Here is a 20,708-nt window from a genome sequence, read left to right as displayed (position 1 = left end):
GCCGTGATCGTCACCGTCACGCCGAACACCGCGCTGGACGTCACGTACACAGTGGATGGTCTGCGGCCCGGCGACGTGCACCGGGCGAAGGACGTGCGGTGCCGGGCGGGTGGCAAGGGCGTCAACGTCGCCCGGGTGCTGCACGCGCTCGGCGCCGACGTCCGCGCGGTCTTGACCGCCGGTGGTGCGACGGGGTCCGCCGTCGTGGAGGACCTCACGGCGGTGGGGGTCGCCGCGGAGGTCGTCCCGATCGGCGGGGAAACCCGGCGTACCACCACGGTCTTGGCCGACGACGGATCGGTCACGCTGCTCAACGAGCCGGGGCCGAGACTCACGGAAAACGAATGGCAAGCGCTTGCGTCGGCCGTCCGGGCAAGACGGGCGGACGTGCTCGTCTGCTCGGGCAGCCTGCCGCCGGGAGCCGGGAGCTACGCGGACCTCATCGGCACCTCGAAGTCCATTTTGGACACTTCCGGTCAAGCCCTGCTCGATGGCTTGGCCGGGCGCCCGTCCGTGGTCAAGCCGAACGCCGACGAACTGCGCGAGGTCACCGGCCTGAGCGATCCGGTGGCGGCCGCGGCCGAACTCCGCGAAGCCGGGGCGGGCGCCGTCGTCGTCTCGCTGGGCTCCGAAGGGCTGTTGGCGGTGACCGGCTCCGGCACCTGGCACGCGGCACCGTCCACTGTGCTGCGGGGGAACACCACCGGCGCGGGTGACGCCGTCGTCGCGGCGCTCGCACTGGGCTTGAGCCGCGCCGAATCGTGGCCGGACATCCTGTGCCGGGCCGTCGCGTTGTCCGGCGCGGCCGTGCTCGGCCCGCTCGCCGGGGACGTCGACCTCGCGCACTACCGAGCCGAACAGGGACTGGTCGCCGTGCGCGCCCACCCGGATTAGGAGAAGTCATGCCTCTGGTGGGAACCGGGGAGATCGTCGGTGCCGCCGCGGCGGCCCGGCACGGCTGCGGCGCGTTCAACGCGATCCAGCTCGAACACATCACCGCGATCATCGACGGCGCGGCCGAGGCGGAAGCCTCGGTGATCGTGCAGTTGAGCCAGAACGCCGTGAAGTACCACGGCTCGCTGGCACCGGTCGGCACGGCGGCGCTCGCCGCGGCCAGGGGAGCCGTCGCGCCGGTCGCGGTGCATCTCGACCACGCCGAATCGGTGGATCTCGTCCGCGAGGCCGTCGCGCTCGGCTTCGGTTCCGTCATGTTCGACGCGTCCAAACTGGACTACGCCGACAACGTGCGCGCGACCCGTGAGGTCGCCGCGTACTGCCACGACCACGGAGTCTGGGTCGAGGCCGAACTCGGCGAGGTCGGGGGCAAGGACGGCGTCCACGCGCCCGGCGCGCGCACGGATCCGGACGAGGCGGCGGAGTTCGTCGCGTCGACCGGCGTCGACGCGCTGGCGGTGGCGGTGGGTAGTTCGCACGCCATGCTCACCCGTGACGCCGCATTGGACTTCGAGCTGATCGCGCGGCTGAAGGAACGGGTGCCGGTGCCGCTGGTGCTGCACGGCTCGTCGGGGGTGCCCGACGACGGGCTGGCCGAAGCGGTGCGAGCCGGGATGACGAAGATCAATATCGCCACTCAGCTCAACAAGGTGTTCACGGCGGCCGTCGCGGACGATTGGCGCGCGCATCCCGAGCGTGTCGACCCGCGGAAGTACCTCGGTGCAGGCCGTGCCGCTGTCGCCGTCGAGGTGCGGCGGCTGCTGGGAGTGCTCAAGCTTGATCATGTTGAACCGGTCAAGGTGACGATTGAGCAGAGTTTGCGCGATTGAGTGTTGACATGTGCGTGAAACCTCACAAAACTGCGCAAGAACAAGCAGAACTTGTGTGATCTTCGATCCAGGTGGTGGCGGATGCGGGTAGGCAAGCTCACGGCATTGACGGCAGGGGCGGCGCTCCTGCTCGCGGGATGCGGCGGCGGGGACACGGCCGGTGGCACCGGCGAGAACGCGCTTCCGGGCGTCGATCAGTTCCTCAACGCGCCCTGTCCGGAAGCGGGGGTGAAACCCGCGACGGACAAGGAATTCACGTACTGGTCCATGTGGACGGCCGACGAGCCGCAGGGCAAGGTCCTGCAAAAGGCTTTCAAATGCTTCCAGGAGAAGACCGGCGTCAAGGTCGACGTGCAGTGGCTGGGCCGCAAGGCCTACACCCAGAACCTGGTGCCCGCGCTGAACACCGACGCCGTCCCGGATCTGTTCGACCAGGACGTCAGCAAGGTCGGCGCCGCGATCATGACGCCTGGCGGCACGCAGAGCGTCGACGACGTCTTCGCGATGAAGGTCGGTGAGGGCGACAAGACCGTCAAGGACGTGCTTTCGCCCAGCTCATACGACTTCCCGCAGAACAAGGACCGCGAGGGACACAACTTCATGGTCCCGTACACGATCCAGTCGAGCGCCTGGTGGTTCAACAAGGACACCGCGGGCGACATCCAGCAGCCGAAGACGATGGACGAACTGATCGGCCTGTTCGACAAGGCGAAGGCCGACGGCAAGTCGGCCATCAGCCTCGACGGCGACATCCCGTTCTACAACATGTACTTCTACACCCAGCTCGCCGAGCGCTACGTCGGCGCCGGCGGGATCTACAAGGCGGCGACCGACAAGACCGGTCAGGCGTGGAAGACCGAGCCCGGTTTCCTCAAGGCCGCCACCGAAACCGCGAAGCTGCCGAAGCACTTCATCGACGGCTGGGACGCGGCGAAGTTCCCGCAGGTGCAGCAGCGCTGGGCGGACGGCGACTCCCGCTTCCTCTACGTCGGCAGCTGGGCGCCGAGCGAGACCCGCGAGTACCTGGACAAGCAGGGCGCCGGAACGAAGATCAATTACGGCTCGTTCCAGTTCCCGATGCCCGACGGCGCCACGCACGACACCGTCGAGCAGATGTCGATCGGCTTCTCGGTGACCAAGAAGGCCAAGCACGCCGAGGGCGCGAAGGCGTTCATCGCCTACTTCCTCAACAAGGACCTGCTTTCCGGGATCCCGGCGGTGGCCGACAACCTCGTGCCGCGTGCCGACCTCGCCGTGCCGGACGACCTCAAGCAGGTCAAGGCCGCGCTGGACGACCCGAAGAAGGAACACGTCCTGCAGTACGACGGGATCGACGGCATCGCCGGTGGCAAATGGCAGACCGACGTCTTCGACCCGGCCGACATCGCCCTGCTGAAGGGGCAGATCACTCCGGAACAGTTCGTGGACCAGCTCGCCACCAAGGGCGCCGAATTCTGGAGGAACCAGGGCTGATGGCCACGGTCACGACCAAGTCGGCGCGGCCCTTGAAGGCCGGGGCCCACTTGCAACGCAAGAAACGGCTGTTCTGGCCGTTCGCGGCGCCGGCGCTGGCGCTGTACCTGGCCTTCCTGGTGCTGCCGACGATCGCGACCGTGGTGCTGAGCTTCACCAGCTGGGCCGGGGCGGGGGACACGCCGAAACCCAACGGCGTCACCAACTACAGGCAGATGGTGTCGAGCGACTCGTTCCAGTACGCCTTCGGCAACACGCTGATCTACGTGTTCCTCGGCGGGATCGGCACGTTCGCGCTGGCCTTCCTGTTCACCATGGTGCTGCGGGACATGAAGGGCGGGAAGACCGTCCGCGCCATCCTGTTCTTCCCGAACATCGTGGCGCCGGTGGCGCTCGGCATGTTCCTCGGCTTCGTGTTCAAGTACCAGCCGGGGAAACAGGGGCTGGCGAACTACGTGATGGAGAGCCTCGGCGCGGACGCGGCGAAGTTCCTCGCACCGTCCAATGTGACCGGTGTGGTGACGGCGTCGCTGATCTGGGCGAGTTCGGGCTTCTACATCACCATCCTGATGGCCGCGGTCGACCGCATCCCGCCCTACCTCTACGAGGACGCCGAACTGGGCGGCGCGTCGCCGTGGCAGAAGTTCCGCAACATCACGCTGCCGATGACGTGGGACGTCGTCGGCGTCGCCGGGGTGCTGTGGACGATCAACGCGCTCAAGATCTTCGAGCTGGTGTTCGTGCTGGCGGGGCCTGGGACCTACGCCCCGCCCAACCAGGCCTGGACGCTGGGGATCTACGTGTTCGACCGGACCTTCGGCTCGAACGGCACCCCGGACTTCGGTGCCGCCTGTGCCTGCGCGGTGGCGATGATCGCGCTGGTGTCCGTGCTCGTCGTCCTGCTCCGTCGTTTGATGCGCCGTGACGCGATCCAGTTCTGAGGGAGACGAAATGTCCGTCACCGACGTCGAGGCGCCCGCGCGGCGAGCGGCGAAACCGGTGCGCAAGCCGCCGCGCAAACCGCGCCCGGCGCCCGGCTCCAAACGGTTCAGCCCGTTGCGTGTCCTGGGTTCCACGATCGTCTGGCTGTTCACCGCCGGCAACGTCCTGGTGCTGTACTGGCTGCTCACGGCGTCGTTCAAAACGCCGGTGGAGATCTTCACCAAGCCGTTCGACCTGCCGTACCAGTGGTTCAAGAACGGGAAACCGTTCCGGAACTTCATCTACGCCTGGAACAACGCGGGCTTCGGCGACGCCGTGCTGACCACCGTGGTCCTCGTCGGGCTCGCGACGGTCGTGACGGTCGCCGTCTCGGCGCCCTGCGCGTATGCCCTGACCAGGCTCGGTGTCCGCGGCGCCGGACCGATGACCAACGTCGTCGCGATCGGCATGGGCGTGCCGTTCCAGACCGTGATCATCCCGCTGTTCGTGGTGCTCAGCAAAATCCACCTGGACAACGAGTACGGCCTGTTCGTGCTGTACGTGGCGCTGTCCATCCCGTTCACGGTGTTCCTGATGACCGGTTTCTTCCGATCGCTGCCGGACGAACTGGAGGAGGCGGCCGCGCTCGACGGCGCCTCGCCGATGCGCACCTTCTTCTCGGTCATGCTGCCGCTGACACGCGGCGGCATGATCACCGCGCTGACGCTGAACGCCATCGGCCTGTGGAACGAGACGCTGCTGGCGATCGTGTTCCTCAAGGACCAGGCGCATTTCACGCTCTCCCGCGCGCTCTTCACCTTCTACGGGGCCGCGAGCTACCAGTCGGAGTACGGCGGCCTCATCGCCGGGGTGGCGATCGTCGTGCTCCCGATGCTCGTGCTCTACCTCGTACTCGCCCGCCGGATCATCACCGGCCTGACCCTCGGCGCCGGAAAGTAGGACCTGATGGCCACCGTGACCTTCTCCGACACCACCCGCTTCTACGCCGGGGTGGAACGCCCCGCCGTCGACGGCCTCGACCTCGAGGTCGCCGACGGCGAGTTCCTGGTGCTGGTCGGCCCGTCCGGCTGCGGGAAGTCGACCACGCTGCGGATGCTCGCCGGATTGGAAGGCGTCGACGACGGCTCCATCCACATCGGCGACCGCGACGTCACCGAACTGCCGCCGAAGGACCGGGACATCGCGATGGTGTTCCAGAACTACGCGCTCTACCCGCATATGACGGTGGGGGAGAACATCGGCTTCCACCTGAAGCTGGCCAAGATGCCGAAGGCCGAACGCGAACGCAAGGTGAGCGAGGCCGCCGCCGTGCTCGACCTGACCGAGTACCTGGACCGCAAACCCGCGAAGCTGTCCGGCGGGCAGCGGCAGCGCGTCGCGATGGGCCGGGCGATCGTGCGCGAGCCCAGCGTCTTCCTGATGGACGAACCACTGTCCAATCTGGACGCCAAACTCCGGGTGCAGACGCGGACCCAGATCGCGTCTTTGCAGCGGCGGCTGGGCATCACGACGCTCTACGTCACGCACGACCAGGTCGAGGCGATGACCATGGGCGATCGGGTCGCCGTGCTGAAGGACGGGATCCTCCAGCAGTGCGACACGCCGGTCGGGCTGTTCGCGCGACCGGTCAACGTGTTCGTCGCCGGGTTCATCGGCTCACCCGCGATGAACCTGCTGGAGACCACTGTGGACGCCGATGGTGCCGTGGCGGGTGGCACGCGGCTGCCGCTGACCCCGGCGCAGCGGTCGGCGCTGACCGGTCCCGGCATCGTCGTCGGTGTCCGGCCCGAGGGCTGGACGATCGGGGACGGCGGTTTCGAGGCCATCGTCGAGGTCGTCGAGGAACTGGGCAGCGATCAGTACCTTTACTGCCGTGACGGCGACCGCGTGCTCACGGTCCGCACGCCGGGCATGGCCCCGTGGAAGCGTGGCGAGTCGATCTCGCTGGCCCCGCAGCCGGGTTCGGTGCACCTGTTCGACGCCGCCACCGGTGACCGGCTCCCGGACGCATGACCCGCCTGTACCGCACCGGGCTGGTGCTCCCGGCCGCCGAGCTGGGACCGGAGAACCCGTTGCCGCCGCTCCGGAAACCCGAGGCGGTGGCCAAGGTGTCCAATGTGGACGAGCTGCCGCCGGATCTGGCGGAGAACATCGGGTACGGCCGCCTGGACACCACCTTGCCGTGCCTGCTCCAGGACGGCTACACCCGCGAGCGCGTCGAACGCGAGCTCCCGGCGATGGTGCTGGAGAACGACAAGCTCCGCGCCACCGTGCTGCCGTCGCTGGGCGGGCGGCTGTTCTCCCTGGTCCACAAGCCGTCCGGGCGCGAGCTGCTCTACCGCAATCCGGTGCTCCAGCCCGCGAACCTCGCCCTGCGGGACGCGTGGTTCGCCGGTGGCGTCGAGTGGAACCTCGGCAGCACCGGCCATACGACGCTGACCTGCGAGCCGATGTTCGCCGCGGAGATCGAGGGACCGGACGGCACGCCGGTACTGCGGCTGTGGGAATGGGAACGGACCCGCGACCTGCCGTATCAGGTCGACTTCTGGCTGCCCGACGGTTCGGACCAGCTGCTCGTGGCGGTGCGGGTGCGGAACCCGCATCCCTACGACGTCCCGGTGTACTGGTGGTCCAACATCGCGGTGCCTCAGAACGAGGGCACCCGCGTGCTGGCTCCCGCGACACAAGCTTGGCACTACGGCTATTCGGGACGGCTCGATCTGGTCGACGTCCCCGGCGAGCTGACCTACCCGGCCCGCGCGGAAACCGCGGCGGACTACTTCTTCGAGGTGGCCGGAAGGCCGTGGGTCGCGGCCGTCGAGCAGGACGGGACGGGGCTGGCCCAGCTGTCCACCGAACGTCTGCGTGGACGGAAGCTGTTCCTGTGGGGCGAGTCCGCGGGCGGGCGCCGCTGGCAGGAGTGGCTGGCTCCCGGCGCGGGCGGCTATCTGGAGATCCAGGCCGGTCTGGCCCGCACCCAGCTGGAACATCTGCGGTTGCCGCCGGGGGAGAGCTGGGACTGGCTGGAGGCCTATGGTCCGGTCACCGCGGAGCCCGCGGTGGTGCACGGGGACGACTGGACGGCGGCTCGCGAGGCCGTCGCCGCGGGTCTGCCGTCGGCGGAGCTCATGGACGAGTATCACGACGCTTGGCGGAAGATCGCCGACGCCACCCCGGAAACGTTCTTGGCCACCGGCTCCGGCTGGGGAGCGCTGGAAAACCGGCGGGCGCCGATGTGCCTGCCCGGCACGCCGTTCCCCGACGATTCCCTCGGTCCGGATCAGGAACCGTGGCTCGCGTTGCTGGACGGGACGCCGCCGGACGGGGATCCGCTCGCCGTGCCGCCGTCGACGCTGGTGAACCGGTACTGGGCGGATCTCATGGAGTACGCCCCGAAGAATTGGCTGAGCTGGTATCACCGCGGCGTCGCGCACTGGGCGGCCGGACGGCAGTCGGACGCGGTCCGGGCCTGGCGCGAGTCCGTCGCGGCGGACGAGAACCCTTGGGCACTGCGGAATCTCGCGGTGGCCACCTCCGGGCACGAGGCCGCTTGGCTGTACCGGCGGGCTGTCGGCCTAGCGCCGTCGCTGCGCCCTCTGGTCGTGGAGGCGATCGCGGCGCACCTCGCCGCGGGACTCCCGGACGAAGCGAGCGAACTGCTGGACGGGCTGCCCCAGGAGGGGCGGATCGCCCTGCTGGCCGCCCGCATCCACCTCGCGCGAGGTGACCTCGCCGCGGCCAAGGCCGTGTACGACACGGGTTTCGAGGTCGCGAACCTCAGGGAAGGGGAAACGTCTCTATCGGACACCTGGGCGGCGGTTTCCGACGAACCGCTGCCGGAACACCATGACTTCCGGATGAAGTGAGCGGCCGGGCCACTCGACCGGCGTGCCGCTCGCGGCGGACAACCGCGATGCAGCATACTGCTCGAAACAGTGGCCAACAGCGCAACGTCATGCGCGATAGGCCGCAGCGAGCTAGGAGTGGCGCGGATGGCCCGGCACGAACGGCTGAGCACCCTGCTGGACCTGCTGGGGCAGCGGGAAAAGATCGACGTCGAGGACGTGGCCGAGGAGTTGAACGTCTCCGCGGCCACGATCCGGCGCGACCTCGACCACCTGGCGGAGCAGCAATTGCTCACCCGCACCCGGGGTGGCGCGGTGGCCAACGATCTCGCCTACGACCTGCCATTGCGGTACAAGACCGCACGGCACGTGCCCGAGAAGCAGCGGATCAGTGTCGCCGCGGCGGCGCTCGTGGCGCAGGGCATGGTGGTCGGCCTCAACGGCGGGACGACCACGGCCGGGGTCGCGCGTTCACTGGCGACCCGGTCGGATCTGGCGGGCCTGCGTGATTCGCCGGGGCTGACGGTGGTCACCAACGCGCTGAACATCGCGCACGAACTGGCCGTGCGGCCGCATGTGAAGATCGTGGTGACCGGTGGTGTCGCGCGTCCGCAGTCGTTCGAGCTCAGCGGTCCGCTGGCCACCCGGGTGCTCAGCGAACTGACGATCGACCTGCTGTTCCTCGGTGTCGACGCGTTCGACGCCGAGGCCGGCGCCTTCGCCCACCACGAGGGTGAGGCGAGTATCAACCGGCTGATGGTCGAGCGGGCGGAACGCGTCGTCGCGGTCGCCGACGGTTCGAAACTGGGCCGTCGCGCGTTCGCACGGATCTGCTCGACGCCGCAGGTGCACGCCCTGGTGACGGATTCCAACGCCGACCCGAAGGTGCTGCGTGCCTTCGAGGCCGCTGGGGTCGAGGTCCAGGCGGTCTGACCAAGTCCGTGAAGGCCCCCTTTCCTACCTTGAGGGTAGGGAAGGGGGCCTTCACGACTTTGCGCACTCCTTGTGACATAAGGATCTTCGGCCGACCCGACGAAAGTCGGCTGCACCGCTTCGGCGGATGACTTTGCGCGAACCGTGCGCTATACAGAGACCATCTTGCGTATTCATGCGCGAAAGGTGTCTCGAATGAGCAGAGTTGCGCAATCCCTGAGTGGTTTGGCCGCGGTGGCCCTACTCGGACTTTCCCCGGTCCTCGCCCACGCCGATCCGGCCGCGGCGCCGTCCGGCAAGCTGGGCGATCTGACCGGAATTTCCGCCGAGGGCCCCACGGTCACGCTGAATTCGGGAAGCGCCGCCGTGCGCGTCAGCTTCCCGGCCGAAGGCGCCGTCCGGGTCTGGCTGGCGCCGGACGGCACGTTCACCGATCCCGCCGGGAGCAAGATCGTGCTGCCGCGCACGGGCGATCCGGTCACACCCAAGAGGACCGACAAGGGGGACTACTGGGCGGTTTCCACGGCCAAGGCGACGTTGCGGGCGTACAAACACCCGATGCGGCTCGCGTTGTACGACGGCGCGGATCGCAAACGCCTGTGGGAGGAGTCGGCGCCGCTCTCGTGGACCGACAAGCAGACCACCCAGACCCTGGCGCGGACGGCGGCCGAGCAGTTCGTCGGCGGTGGCGAGCAGAACGGCCGCTTCAGCCACCGTGACCAGACGATCCGGATCTTCGCCGACTACAACTGGAATGACGGCGGGGCCCCGAATTCGCAGCCGTTCTACGCCTCCACGGCGGGATACGGCGTGCTGCGCAACACCTTCGCGCAAGGCAAGTACGCCTTCACCGAGCCGGTGCGCACCACTCACGACGAGCGCCGCTTCGACGCGACCTACGTGGTCGGGAACGGCCTCAAGGACGTCATCACCGGCTACACCGATCTGGTCGGGAAGCCGTTCCTGCCGCCGCTCTACGGGCTCGAGCACGGTGACGCCGACTGCTACCTGCACAACGCCAATCGCGGCGAGCGGCACACGCTGGACGCGGTGAAGGTCGCGGAGGGGTACACCGAGCACGGGATGCCCAACGGCTGGATGCTCGTCAACGACGGTTACGGCTGCGGGTACGAAAACCTGCAGCAGACGGGCGAAGGCCTGCGCAAGAACAACATGCAGCTGGGTCTGTGGACCGAGAACGGCGTGCCGAACCAGGTGGAAGAGGTCAAGGCCGGGGTCCGGGTCCGCAAACTCGACGTCGCGTGGGTCGGCCCTGGCTACCAGTTCGCGCTGGACGCCTGCGACACCGCGCACAAGGGCATCGAGGACAACAGCGACGCGCGCGGCTTCGTCTGGACACCGGTCAGCTGGGCGGGCGCGCAGCGCTGCGGCGTGCTGTGGAGCGGCGACCAGGCCGGTTCCTACGACTACATCAAGTGGCAGATCCCGACCTACGCCGGCGCCACGACGTCCGGTATCGCCTACAACACCGGCGACATCGACGGCATCTTCGGCGGCAGTCCGCAGACCTACGTCCGCGACCTGCAGTGGAAGGCGTTCCTGCCGGTCTCGATGACGATGGACGGCTGGGCCGCCTCGGACAAGCAGCCGTGGAAGTACGGCGAGCCGTTCACCTCGATCAACCGCAAGTACCTGCTGCTCAAGGAACGGCTGCTGCCCTACACCTACAGCCATTCGGTGGAAGCCCACCGGACCGGCGTCGGGCAGGTCCGCCCGCTGGCGCTCGAATACCCCGACGACCCGAACGTCTGGGGCGAGAAGGCGAAGTACGAGTTCCTGTCCGGCAAGGACTTCCTGGTCGCGCCGGTGTACGAGAACGCCACCGTCCGCAACGGCATCTACCTGCCGAAGGGCACCTGGGTCGACTACTGGAGCGGCAAGACCTACACCGGACCGACCACTGTGGACGGTTACGACGCGCCGCTCGACACCCTGCCGCTGTTCGTCCGCGCCGGGGCCGTGGTCCCGATGTGGGCCGAGGGCACGAAGTCGTGGCAGACCCGGGACAAGGGTGTGCTCGACCTCGATGTCTACCCGCAGGGCAAGGGTTCGTTCACCCTCACCGAGGACGACGGCGCGACCCGCGCCTACAAGAACGGTGAGCAGGCGAAGCAGACGTTCACCGTGGACGCGCCGCAGTCGGGCCTGGGCACGGTGACCGTCGGGATCGGTGCCAGTTCCGGTTCCTACGCGGGAAAGCCCGCGTCACGGAACTACCAGGTGGCCGTCCACTCGGGAAGCAAGCCCGCGATGGTCCTCGCCGGGACGTCGATCCTGCGGCAGTACGGCAGCAAGGCCGAACTGGACGCGGCGCCGTCGGGCTGGTGGTTCGATCCGGCCACCGGCGGGGTCGCGCGGGTCAAGACCGGCAAGATCGGCGCCGGTGACCGCCAGGACGTCCGGCTGTTCGGCACGAGCGCCGTCGGCGGGATCTTCCCCGAGGACCGCAACGGATCGGTCGCCCTGTCCGTACCGGCCGTCGCCGGTCCCGGGCAGACCGCGACGGGCACGCTGAGCTTCACCAACGGCACGCCGCTGCCGGTGCGGGACGTCAAGTTCTCCTTGCCCGCCAACGGCTTCCGTGTCGAGGTGCCCGCCGGGCCGCGACTGGTGATGCCGGGGAAGACCGTGAGCGTCCCGGTGAAGGTGACGCCGGACGCGGGGATCAAACCGGACGACTACCAGCTCACCGCTTCGGCGTCGTACAAGGCGCGGCTCGGGGAGAACCGGGTCACCGACTCGGTGACGGTCACCGTTCCGCACGGCTCGCTGGCCGCGGCTTACGGCAACGTCGGCGTCACCGACGCGGCCCACGTCGCGGTGGGGGACATCGACGGTGGCGGCAGCAGCTTCCGGGCCGAAGGTCTGGCCGAAGCCGGGCTCGAGCCCGGTGCGGGCTTCACCGCCCTCGGTGCTCAGCTGACGTGGCCGAAGACCGGCGCGGGCGAGAAGGACAACGTCCTCGCGTCCGGTCAGACCGTCGCGGTGCGGGGGACGGGCGCCAAACTGGTGCTGGCGGGAACCGGCACGGGTACGGCGAAGGGCACTGTCGTCGTCCGCTACGCCGACGGCAGCACGAGCCAAGCCGAACTCGGCTTCCCCAACTGGTGCTGCGCCGATCCCGCCCAATACGGCGCGACGACGGTGGCGACCGTGATGGGCAAGAACACCCGCACCGGGGCGGCGTATCCGACCACGCCGTACCGGGTCTTCGCGAACTCCGTCCCGCTGACAACGGGGAAGGAGGTCGTCGCGGTGACCCTCCCGTCCAACACCGCGATGCACGTTTTCGCGGCGGGGATCGGCTGAGCTAGCCGCTTGTCCGTGAAGGACTCCTTGAGGGACCCAGAGTCCCTCAAGGAGTCCTTCACGGACTTTTCAAGCCGCCACCGGTGTCCACAGTGCGTCGATGGCGCGTTCGGCCTCCGCCTGACTGGCGTCGGCCAGCGGGATCAGGTCCGCCATCGCCGGGTTGACCTTCGCCAGGGTCAGCTCGGCGGTGACGAACCGCGGTTCGAGTCCCGTCATGGACACGCCGTGCGTGATCCAGCTTTGGGCGTGGTCCCAGCCCTCGCGCGGGGTGCCTTCGCCGTAGCCGCCGCCGCGCGAGGCCAGGACGATGAAGTCCCGCCCGCCGAGCAGGCCCTCGTGGGTCTCGGCGTCGATCGAAAGCCCGGGCACGATCAGGTGGTCGACCCAGGCCTTGACCGTGCTCGGCGCCCCGAAGTTGTAGAGCGGCAGGCCCAGCAGGACGGTGTCTGCCGCCTTGACCTCGTCCACCAGCCGCGTGATGCGCCGCCAGGCTTCGGTCTGGTCCGGGGTGTGCCGGTCCGGCGGCACCGTCCTGGCCGCGTTGCTCACCGCGTCGAAATGCGGCAGCGGTTCGGCTCCCAGGTCGCGGTAGGTGACGGTGCCCTCCGGATGTGCCGCGCGCCAGGCTGCGGCGGCCCGCGCGGTGAGACGGCGACTCGTCGAGTGTTCGCCGGTGATGCTCGAGTCGATGTGCAGCAGATGTGTCATACTCATTATCTTGCACAGATAGTTTGTGTAACGCAAACCATTGATGCTGTGGTGGTCATCATGGGGGAACGTACACTTGACACGTGTCCGAACTCCCGGTCGTGAACCAGCCCCCGCACCGCTGCGGCGCGCTGCTCGACCACGTCACCCGCCGGATCCGGCTCCGCAGCGAGTCGGTCCTGGCGCCGCTCGGCCTGCGTCCCCGGCATCTCGTCGCGCTGACCGTGCTGCGCGATCTCGCGGGTTGTTCGCAGCAGGACCTCGCGAAGACGCTGGAGATGGACAGCACGAACGTCGTCGGGCTGCTCAACGACCTCGAGTCGGCGAACCTGATCGAACGACGGCGCTCACCGGAGGACCGGCGGCGGCATATCGTCGAACTCACCGACGTCGGCGCCAAGCAGCTCGCCAAGGCGGAGTTCGCGCTCGCCGGCGTCGAGGACGACGTACTCGGCGCGCTGGACAACGATCAGCGCGAGGCGCTGTACCACTTGCTGTACCAGGCGACCAGCCGGACCGAGGCAGGCGCTTGTGTCGAAGCCGCCCACGTCGACGATTGCTAGGCCCCGAGCCCGAACAGGTCGTGAAGCTGTTTCGTAGCCTCGCCGCCGTACATGACGCTTCCGACCGGAACTCGGGCTCCCACCGCGTCGATCACCCGCGCCGTCCACACGGGACCGAAGGCGCCGCACAGTTCGATCAGCTGCGCCCCTTCGGCCACGAGCCGCTCGGCCGCGGCCACGACCTGTTCCACCTCGCCGACCCCGACCAGCACGGTCAGGCATGCCCCGGTGTCCACACGGGACACGTCCCGCGCCGGATCGCAGCCGTCGGCCAAGTACACGAAACCCCACTGTCGCATGACGATTCTCCTTCGCTCTCGAACACCGTGAGGTAATCGCGAAACGGGGAACGTTGTCCACGAGGCGGACCCGAACGGCCGTTCGGGATCACCGAACGGGCGAGGCCGGGCGGACGGCGCGCGAATCCGTTGTGGGCGCCGTCATAGCAGCGCCGCGATCCGGTCCGAAGACGCGTGCGCCGGATCCCACACGAGCGCGTGCCGGACGACAGGTGCTTCCCGCAGCGGAAGCCGGCGCAGACCCTCGGCCGGTTCTTCGCGGGGACGCAAGGCGACGACGTCGCCGCCATGCCGCAATTCGGCGATGAACAGCGTCCGCCGAGGTGGCCCGGAGCGTACGTGAGCTGGGCGCCAGCCCTTTGCCGCGCACTCGGCGAGCAGCGCGTCGTGATAGCCCGGCGCCAGCTCTCGTTCGTACAGAAGGAGGTCCAGCCCGGCGAGGTCGTCCCAGTGCACGTCCTCGAGACGAGCCAGGGGATGAGTATCGGAAACGAGCACCCCCAACGGTCTCTCGCTCACAACGACGACCCGCAGGCCGTCCACCGCCTCCGGCAGGGCGAGCAGACCCGCGTCGAGCGCGCCCCGGCGCAGGAGTTCGAGTTGCCGAGCGGCGGAGAGGTCGTCGATCTCCACCGCTCCCGCGTGCAGGCCGGGGAGTACCGACGGTGGCGCACCCGGTGTCACGCCGACACGGAGCGGCCGGTCCACGGTGTCGCGGACGGCCCTTGCGCCCAGCTCGGCTTCCTCCAGCATCCGGCGGGCGTGGGGGAGCAGCGCCAGCGCGGCGGCGGTGGGTGTCATCCCCGCCTGGGTGCGGACGAACAGGGTCGCGTCCAGTTCCCGTTCCAGCGCGATGATCTGCTGGCTGAGCGACGACGCCCGGATGCCGAGGCGCTCCGCGGCGCGGGTGAGATGCCCTTCCTCCGCCACGGCGCACAGATATCGAAGACGTCGTAACTCCACAAGCGCACAGTAGCGCCGGACCGGGCAGAATCGACGGGGTGCGTACCGGAATCATTCGTGGTCTGACGGCGGCCGCGGTCCTCCTGCTGGCCGGCTGCTCCGGCGAGCAGGCGCGGCCGCCCGCCAAACCCGTCTACGACCTGCCCGCGCGGGAGGTCCGGCCGGACGAGACCGCCCTGCACTTGCCGCCGGCGGTCAACGGGGAGACCGAGTTCTCGGTGATCGGGCTGGCCGCCGGACTCCCCAGCCTCACCGGCAGCCACACCGAGTTCGAGGCGAAGGGCCGGTTCGTCCGCCTCCGGCTGGTGGTCACCGGGAAAGGGGTGTCCGGGATCGTGTTCGACACCCGGCGGCAACAGCTGGTCACCGATGCCGGGGCCGTGATCGAGGTCGACAACCAGGCCATGACGATCAAGCGTCAGCCCGACAAGTTCGAACTGGGACGCGGTGTGCGGGTCGAGTTCGACCTCTACTTCGACCTCCCCAAGGAGGCGAAACCCTTGGTACTGCGGGCTTTCGGCGGTCCGACGCTGACCGACATGAAGAACCTCACCGGCACGGACATCAAGCTGGCATAGAAAAGGGCCCCGCCGCGAGAAGCGACGGGGCCCTTCCTGAAGGCGTCAGACGCCCAGGTCGCCACCGAGGTAGGCGGCCCGCACCTTGGGGTCGTCCAGCAGTTCGACACCGCGGGCGCTCTTGACCACTTCACCGGTCTCCAGCACGTACGCGCGGTCGGAGAGCTTCAGCGCCTGCTGCGCGTTCTGCTCCACCAGCAGGACCGTGGTCCCGCGCTTGTTGATCTCGCGGATGATGTCGAAGATCTGCGCGATCAGCATCGGCGCCAGGCCCATGGACGGCTCGTCGAGCAGCAGCACCTTGGGCTTGGTCATCAGCGCGCGGCCGATGGCGATCATCTGCTGCTCGCCACCGGACATCGTGCCGCCGAACTGGGTCTTGCGCTCGTTCAGCCGCGGGAACAGCTCGTAGACCTCGTCGAGGTCGGCCTTCAGGTCGTCCTTACGGGTGTACGCGCCCATGAGGAGGTTTTCCTGCACCGTCATCCCGGGGAACACGCCCCGGCCCTCCGGTGACTGGCCGATCCCGAGTTCGACCCGTTTGTGGCCGGGCGTCTTCGAGATGTCCTTGCCGTCGAAGAGGATCCGGCCACTGGTCAGCGGACGCAGCCCCGAGATCGTCTTCAGCGTGGTGGTCTTGCCCGCGCCGTTGGCCCCGATGAGCGAAACGATCTCGCCCTCGCCGACCTCGATGGTCATTCCCTTGAGCGCGGCGATCTTCCCGTAGTGGACATTGATGTCCTGGACCTCAAGAAGCATCTTCCGCCACCCCCAGGTAAGCCTCGATCACCTTCTGGTTGTTCTGCACCTCTTGGGGGAGCCCTTCTGCGATCTTCTGGCCGAAGTCGAGTACGGCCAGCCGGTCGGCGATCTGCATGACCAAGCCCATGTCGTGTTCGATGAGCAGCACGGTCCGGCCGTCGTCCCGGATCTTGCGGATCAGCTGCTGCAGCGAGTTCTTCTCCGCCGGGTTCATCCCGGCGGCGGGCTCGTCGAGCAGCAGCAGCTTCGGGTCGGTGGCGAGCGCCCGCGCGATCTCCAGGCGACGCTGGTCGCCGTAGGAGAGGTTCTTCGCGGTGTTGTGCTCCACCCGCCCGATGCCGACGAAGTCCAGCAGCTCCCTCGCCAGCTCGCGGCCCCGCTTCTCTTCCTTGCGGTGCACGGGAAGGCCGAACGTCGCCGAAATCGCCCCGGTCTTGTGGTGCGAGTCGGCGCCGACCATCACGTTCTCCAGCGCCGACATGTTGTGGAACAGCCGGATGTTCTGGAACGTGCGGGCGATCCCCGTCTGGTTGATCTTGAACCGCTTCATCCCGTTGACCTGGGTACCGCCGAAACGGACCTGGCCTTCGGACGGCTGGTAGACGCCGGTGATTACGTTGAACACGGTGGTCTTGCCCGCGCCGTTCGGGCCGATCAGGGCGAAGATCTCACCCTGGTCGATGGTGAGGTTGACTTCCTTCAGGGCCGTGACACCGCCGAAGCGCATCGTCACGTTGTCGAATTCGAGCAGTGCGCTCATTTCGTCACCTCCGCCGAAGCCTCGGAATCCGGACCCGCGACTTCGGCGCCCATGGCACCCATCCCGCCCGTTCCTTCTCGTAGTTCCGCCTTGCGCTGCCGTGACGGCAGCAGACCCTCCGGTCGCAGCGCCATCATCAGCACGAGCACGAACCCGAAGATCAGGATGCGGTACTCGGACATGAACCGGAACCGTTCCGGGAGCCAGGCGACCAGGAAGGCGCCGAGGATCACGCCGGGCAGGTTGCCGGCGCCACCCAGCACCACGGCCGCGAGGATCGTCGCGGACAGGATGAACGGGAAGTTGTTCGGCTCGATGAAGACGGCCTTGCTGGCGTAGACCACACCGGCCATCCCGCCGAGCATGGCGCCGATGGCGAAGGCGAGCAGCTTGAACTTGAACGTCGGGACGCCCATCAGTTCGGCCGCGTCCTCGTCCTCGCGGATGGCGGCCCATGCCCGGCCGACCCGGCTCCGGTGCAGCCGCACCGAGAAGACGATCGCGATCACGATCGCGGCGAGGACGAGGTAGTAGTACGGCGCCGGGTCGAGCAGGAACTCGACCCCGAACATCGGCTCCGGGTGCGGCACGTTGGTGATACCGCGGGCGCCGCCGATACCGTCGCTGTTGTTCGCGGTGATCCGGACGATCTCACCGAAGCCGAGCGTCACGATCGCGAGGTAGTCACCGCGCAGCCGCAGCGTCGGCGCGCCGAGGATCACGCCGGACATCGCCGCCAGGAAGATCCCGAGGGCCAGCGTGCCCCAGAATCCCCAGCCGTACTTGGTGCCCATCGTGGCCAGCGTGTAGGCGCCGATCGCGAAGAACGCCACGAACCCGAGGTCCAGCATGCCCGCGTGGCCGACCACGATGTTCAGGCCGATGGCGAGCAGGATGTAGATCCCGATCGGGAAGATCAGGACCGTCGTCCAGTCCGATTCCGGCGACATGAACGAGCCGATCGCGGGCGCGGGCAGGATCAGCGCGCCGATGATCAGGGCGATGTACACGCCATAGCGCTGCCAATGCGGAGCGTCCGCCCACCAGTCCCGGAGACCGTCGACGGGGTGAAAGCCCGCGCGCGCGGCCTTTCCGTTCTCTGAGGACTTTTCAGCCACTTCTTCGTTGCCCTTCATGCGCGTGCCCGCTGCAGCGATTCACCGAGAATGCCGGTGGGACGGAACATCAGGACCAGCACCAGCACCACGAAGGCGGTGACGTCCTTCCATTGTGAACCGAAGAAGATGGAACTCCAGTTCTCCACCAGGCCCAGCACGATGCCGCCCAGCAGGGCACCGCGCAGGTTGCCGATACCGCCGAGGACCGCGGCGGTGAACGCCTTGATCCCGAGGAGGAACCCGATCCGGTAATCGGTGTTCTCGTATTCCATGATGTACAGAGCCGCGGCGACACCGGCCATGGCGCCACCGAGCAGGAAGGTGATGCGCACGATCCGGTCGATGCTGACACCCATCAGCACGGCGGCTTCGGGATCCTGTGCGGTGGCACGGATACCGCGGCCGATACGGGTGCGGCTGACCAGCTGGTCCAGGCCGACCATCATGATCACGGCGCCGACGACGACGAACACGTGGTCGGTGCGGACCACGCCGTTGCCGATGTGGAACAGCTCCTCGTGCGGGATGAACCGCGGCGCGTTCTGTTGCACACGACCGGATTTCCCGGTGATCCAGGAGATGATCTTGAGGCCGAACGCCTCCTGGAGGAACAGCGAGGCGCCGATGGCGGAGATCAGGGCGGCCAAGCGGGTCGCGCCCTTCTTGCGGAGCGGGCGATAAGCCACTTGCTCCAGCAAGACCGCCGCGCCGCCGGACACGGCGGCCGAAGCGATGATGATGAGCAGCAGTACGGCGATCATCCCGAACACACCGAGTGTGATCGAGCCGCCGCCCGCGAGGGTGATCAGGATGAACAGGGACGTGACCGTCCCGATCATGAAGATCTCGGAGTGTGCGAAGTTGATGAGCCGGAGTACGCCGTAGACCATTGTGTAGCCGAGGGCGATGAGGGCGTAGATGCTTCCGGCGACCAGTCCGCCGATGGTGCTACCGAGGAACTGGGCTTGCAGATCTTGAAGCATGACGTGGATGCCTTACGGGACGGGGCGAGGATTCTTTCGCCACATTTGCGGGAAGCGGGGGAGCTGTGCCCGCACAGCGCCCCCGCTTCCGTTAGGTGTTCCTACCTGCTCCGTCAGCCGTTGAGCTTGGCTTCGGTCGAGACGCCGAGGTTCTTGAGGACGCCACCGGTGACCTGGTAGACGTTGATCGCGTCCGTGGACGGTTCGCCGTTCTCCTTGAACTTGATCTGCTTCGAGGCACCCTTGAAGTCGATCGTCTTGAGGGCCTCGTTGATCTTCTCCGAGGTGGTGTTGCCCGCCTTGACCGCGTTGATGATGGCGGTCGCGGCGTCGTAGCCCTCGCTCGAGTAGATCGCCGGGTCGACGTTGAACGCGGCCTTGTACTTGGTGCTGAACTCGTCGGTGGAACCGGCGTCCGGAATGTTGCAGGGGCAACCGACGACGGCCTTTTCGGCGGCCGCGGCACCCGCACCGCTGATCAGCTGGGCGTCGAGCGAACCGTCACCGGTGGCGAAGGTGGCGGTCACCTGGCTGTCACGCAGCTGCTTGAGCAGACGGCCACCCTGGGCGTAGTAGCCACCGAAGAGGATGATGTCCGGGTTCGCGGCCTTGACCTTCTGCACGGTCGAGGAGTAGTCCGACGCGTCCTTGGCGAACTTGTCGCGCTCGGTCGGGACGTTCTTTTCCTTCAAGGTCTTCTCGAAGTTGTCAGCCAAGCCGACACTGTATTCCTGGTCGTCCGAGATGACGTACGCCTTCTTGGGCGACTTCGCCGTGACGAGGAAGTTGGCGATGGCCGGCCCCTGGCTGGCGTCGCTCGCGACCACGCGGTGCCAGTACTTCCAGCCGTTCGCGGAAAGGCCCGCGTTGGTGGCCGACGGCGACACGCTCGGGATCTTGTTCTGCTCCAGCTGACCGCCGATGGCCTTCGACTCGCCGGAGAAGGCCGGGCCGATCAGCGCGGTGATCTTGTCCTGGCCGACGGCGGTCGCGATCAGCGACGTCGCCTGCTCGGGCTTGCCCTGGCTGTCGTATTCCTTGAGCTCCAGCTTGGTCGCCGGGTTCGTCTTGTTGTACTCGTCGATAGCGAGCTTCGCGCCGTTGCGGGGCGGGATGACGATCCCGGAGTTCTCACCGGTGAGGTCACCCATGAACCCGATCTTCAGCGTGCTGCTGTCACCGCCACCGGACGTGCTGCCGCCCGCGCAGCCCGCCAGCGCCAGCGACGCAGCCGCCGCGACGGCGAAAACCCGTCCAAAACGCACTCCTGACACCGACTACCTCCCATGACCAACCAGCCGCCGGTAGGCGTTGCCCCCGACACAGGGGCTAGGTTAGGGCAGGAAGATATCCCCCTGCGCCATGATCTGCACAGGCGCCCATCACTCTGTGTCCACATCGTGACGGTCGAAACCAGAACGAATTGCACGAAAAGGCGAATGTTGCCGGTTGGCGAGTCCTCGCTGGTCACGCTGGGGATTCACCGGTACCACGTCGATCATGCTTGTGGGTAATGATCATGTTTCGGCCGCGTATCCGCGCTTTTTCACCTCCTTCGGAGGCGGCCGTTCGTCGTAGCAATGCTGCCCCAAAGGGCGTCAACCGTGCCCTCCCTTCTCTTGTGTCATGACAACCGATGGTTGTCATCGAAGCCCGAACGGCTG

19 protein-coding genes are annotated in these 20,708 nt (G+C 67.7%); 11 read left to right on the top strand and 8 right to left on the bottom strand.

Annotated elements, in window-relative coordinates:
- The first annotated feature begins 3 nt into the window (after positions 1 to 3).
- The 9 genes from HDA45_RS05385 to HDA45_RS05345 all read left to right on the top strand — a co-directional run bounded on the left by HDA45_RS05385 (position 4) and on the right by HDA45_RS05345 (position 12,307).
- Complete coding sequence (locus HDA45_RS05385; protein ID WP_184892420.1) at positions 4 to 894, top strand: hexose kinase; 891 nt, start codon at positions 4 to 6, stop codon at positions 892 to 894.
- 8 nt (positions 895 to 902) lie between these two features.
- Positions 903 to 1,784: a class II fructose-bisphosphate aldolase gene (locus tag HDA45_RS05380; protein ID WP_184892418.1), complete on the top strand. Its 882-nt coding sequence runs from the start codon at positions 903 to 905 to the stop codon at positions 1,782 to 1,784.
- Positions 1,785 to 1,865: 81 nt separating this feature from the next.
- Positions 1,866 to 3,257, top strand: coding sequence for an ABC transporter substrate-binding protein (locus tag HDA45_RS05375; RefSeq protein ID WP_184892416.1), 1,392 nt, complete (start codon positions 1,866 to 1,868; stop codon positions 3,255 to 3,257).
- On the top strand, positions 3,257 to 4,198 hold the full coding sequence (locus tag HDA45_RS05370; RefSeq protein WP_184892414.1) for a carbohydrate ABC transporter permease: 942 nt from the start codon (positions 3,257 to 3,259) through the stop codon (positions 4,196 to 4,198). The genes HDA45_RS05375 and HDA45_RS05370 overlap by 1 nt, the downstream gene beginning before the upstream one ends.
- Positions 4,199 to 4,208: 10 nt before the next feature.
- Positions 4,209 to 5,138, top strand: a complete 930-nt coding sequence (locus HDA45_RS05365; protein ID WP_184892412.1) for a carbohydrate ABC transporter permease — start codon at positions 4,209 to 4,211, stop codon at positions 5,136 to 5,138.
- Positions 5,139 to 5,144: 6 nt separating this feature from the next.
- Positions 5,145 to 6,212: an ABC transporter ATP-binding protein gene (locus HDA45_RS05360; protein WP_184892410.1), complete on the top strand. Its 1,068-nt coding sequence runs from the start codon at positions 5,145 to 5,147 to the stop codon at positions 6,210 to 6,212.
- Positions 6,209 to 8,065: a DUF5107 domain-containing protein gene (locus HDA45_RS05355; protein ID WP_184892408.1), complete on the top strand. Its 1,857-nt coding sequence runs from the start codon at positions 6,209 to 6,211 to the stop codon at positions 8,063 to 8,065. Before HDA45_RS05360 ends, HDA45_RS05355 begins: the two co-directional genes overlap by 4 nt.
- A gap of 126 nt (positions 8,066 to 8,191) precedes the next feature.
- Positions 8,192 to 8,977, top strand: a complete 786-nt coding sequence (locus tag HDA45_RS05350; protein ID WP_184892406.1) for a DeoR/GlpR family DNA-binding transcription regulator — start codon at positions 8,192 to 8,194, stop codon at positions 8,975 to 8,977.
- Positions 8,978 to 9,172: 195 nt separating this feature from the next.
- Positions 9,173 to 12,307, top strand: coding sequence for a TIM-barrel domain-containing protein (locus tag HDA45_RS05345; protein WP_221471017.1), 3,135 nt, complete (start codon positions 9,173 to 9,175; stop codon positions 12,305 to 12,307).
- Positions 12,308 to 12,376: 69 nt separating this feature from the next.
- Here HDA45_RS05345 and HDA45_RS05340 read toward each other — a convergent pair whose 3' ends face one another.
- Entirely contained in the window at positions 12,377 to 13,018 is a 642-nt protein-coding gene (locus tag HDA45_RS05340) for an FMN-dependent NADH-azoreductase (RefSeq protein ID WP_184892404.1), read from the bottom strand.
- A gap of 83 nt (positions 13,019 to 13,101) precedes the next feature.
- Here HDA45_RS05340 and HDA45_RS05335 point away from each other — a divergent pair, with 83 nt between their 5' ends.
- Positions 13,102 to 13,581 carry a MarR family transcriptional regulator gene (locus HDA45_RS05335; protein ID WP_184892402.1) on the top strand — a complete coding sequence of 160 codons (480 nt, stop codon included), beginning with the start codon at positions 13,102 to 13,104 and terminating at the stop codon, positions 13,579 to 13,581.
- On the opposite strand, the gene HDA45_RS05330 is transcribed toward HDA45_RS05335, so the two are convergent.
- Together HDA45_RS05330 and HDA45_RS05325 are read right to left on the bottom strand one after the other, a co-directional pair.
- Positions 13,578 to 13,880: a DUF6506 family protein gene (locus tag HDA45_RS05330; RefSeq protein ID WP_184892400.1), complete on the bottom strand. Its 303-nt coding sequence runs from the start codon at positions 13,878 to 13,880 to the stop codon at positions 13,578 to 13,580. The two genes, HDA45_RS05335 and HDA45_RS05330, sit on opposite strands and share 4 nt — an antisense overlap.
- Before the next feature lie 141 nt (positions 13,881 to 14,021).
- Positions 14,022 to 14,810 (bottom strand): LysR family transcriptional regulator, encoded by a 789-nt coding sequence (locus HDA45_RS05325; protein ID WP_343071987.1) that lies wholly within the window; start codon positions 14,808 to 14,810, stop codon positions 14,022 to 14,024.
- Positions 14,811 to 14,881: 71 nt separating this feature from the next.
- Between HDA45_RS05325 and HDA45_RS05320 the strand changes: the two genes are divergently transcribed.
- Positions 14,882 to 15,421, top strand: coding sequence for a DUF4352 domain-containing protein (locus HDA45_RS05320; RefSeq protein ID WP_343071986.1), 540 nt, complete (start codon positions 14,882 to 14,884; stop codon positions 15,419 to 15,421).
- A gap of 45 nt (positions 15,422 to 15,466) precedes the next feature.
- Here HDA45_RS05320 and HDA45_RS05315 read toward each other — a convergent pair whose 3' ends face one another.
- The 5 genes from HDA45_RS05315 to HDA45_RS05295 form a co-directional block, all read right to left on the bottom strand.
- On the bottom strand, positions 15,467 to 16,180 hold the full coding sequence (locus HDA45_RS05315; protein ID WP_184892396.1) for an ABC transporter ATP-binding protein: 714 nt from the start codon (positions 16,178 to 16,180) through the stop codon (positions 15,467 to 15,469).
- On the bottom strand, positions 16,170 to 16,943 hold the full coding sequence (locus HDA45_RS05310) for an ABC transporter ATP-binding protein (protein WP_184892394.1): 774 nt from the start codon (positions 16,941 to 16,943) through the stop codon (positions 16,170 to 16,172). The genes HDA45_RS05315 and HDA45_RS05310 overlap by 11 nt, the downstream gene beginning before the upstream one ends.
- Positions 16,940 to 18,079, bottom strand: a complete 1,140-nt coding sequence (locus HDA45_RS05305) for a branched-chain amino acid ABC transporter permease (protein WP_184892393.1) — start codon at positions 18,077 to 18,079, stop codon at positions 16,940 to 16,942. The genes HDA45_RS05310 and HDA45_RS05305 overlap by 4 nt, the downstream gene beginning before the upstream one ends.
- Entirely contained in the window at positions 18,076 to 19,044 is a 969-nt protein-coding gene (locus HDA45_RS05300; protein WP_184892391.1) for a branched-chain amino acid ABC transporter permease, read from the bottom strand. The genes HDA45_RS05305 and HDA45_RS05300 overlap by 4 nt, the downstream gene beginning before the upstream one ends.
- A gap of 113 nt (positions 19,045 to 19,157) precedes the next feature.
- On the bottom strand, positions 19,158 to 20,309 hold the full coding sequence (locus HDA45_RS05295) for an ABC transporter substrate-binding protein (RefSeq protein ID WP_184892389.1): 1,152 nt from the start codon (positions 20,307 to 20,309) through the stop codon (positions 19,158 to 19,160).
- Positions 20,310 to 20,708 lie beyond the last annotated feature (399 nt).

The organism is Amycolatopsis umgeniensis, assembly GCF_014205155.1.
Taxonomy (GTDB): Bacteria; Actinomycetota; Actinomycetes; order Mycobacteriales; family Pseudonocardiaceae; genus Amycolatopsis; species Amycolatopsis umgeniensis.
This window is presented reverse-complemented; position numbering and strand designations above follow the sequence as displayed.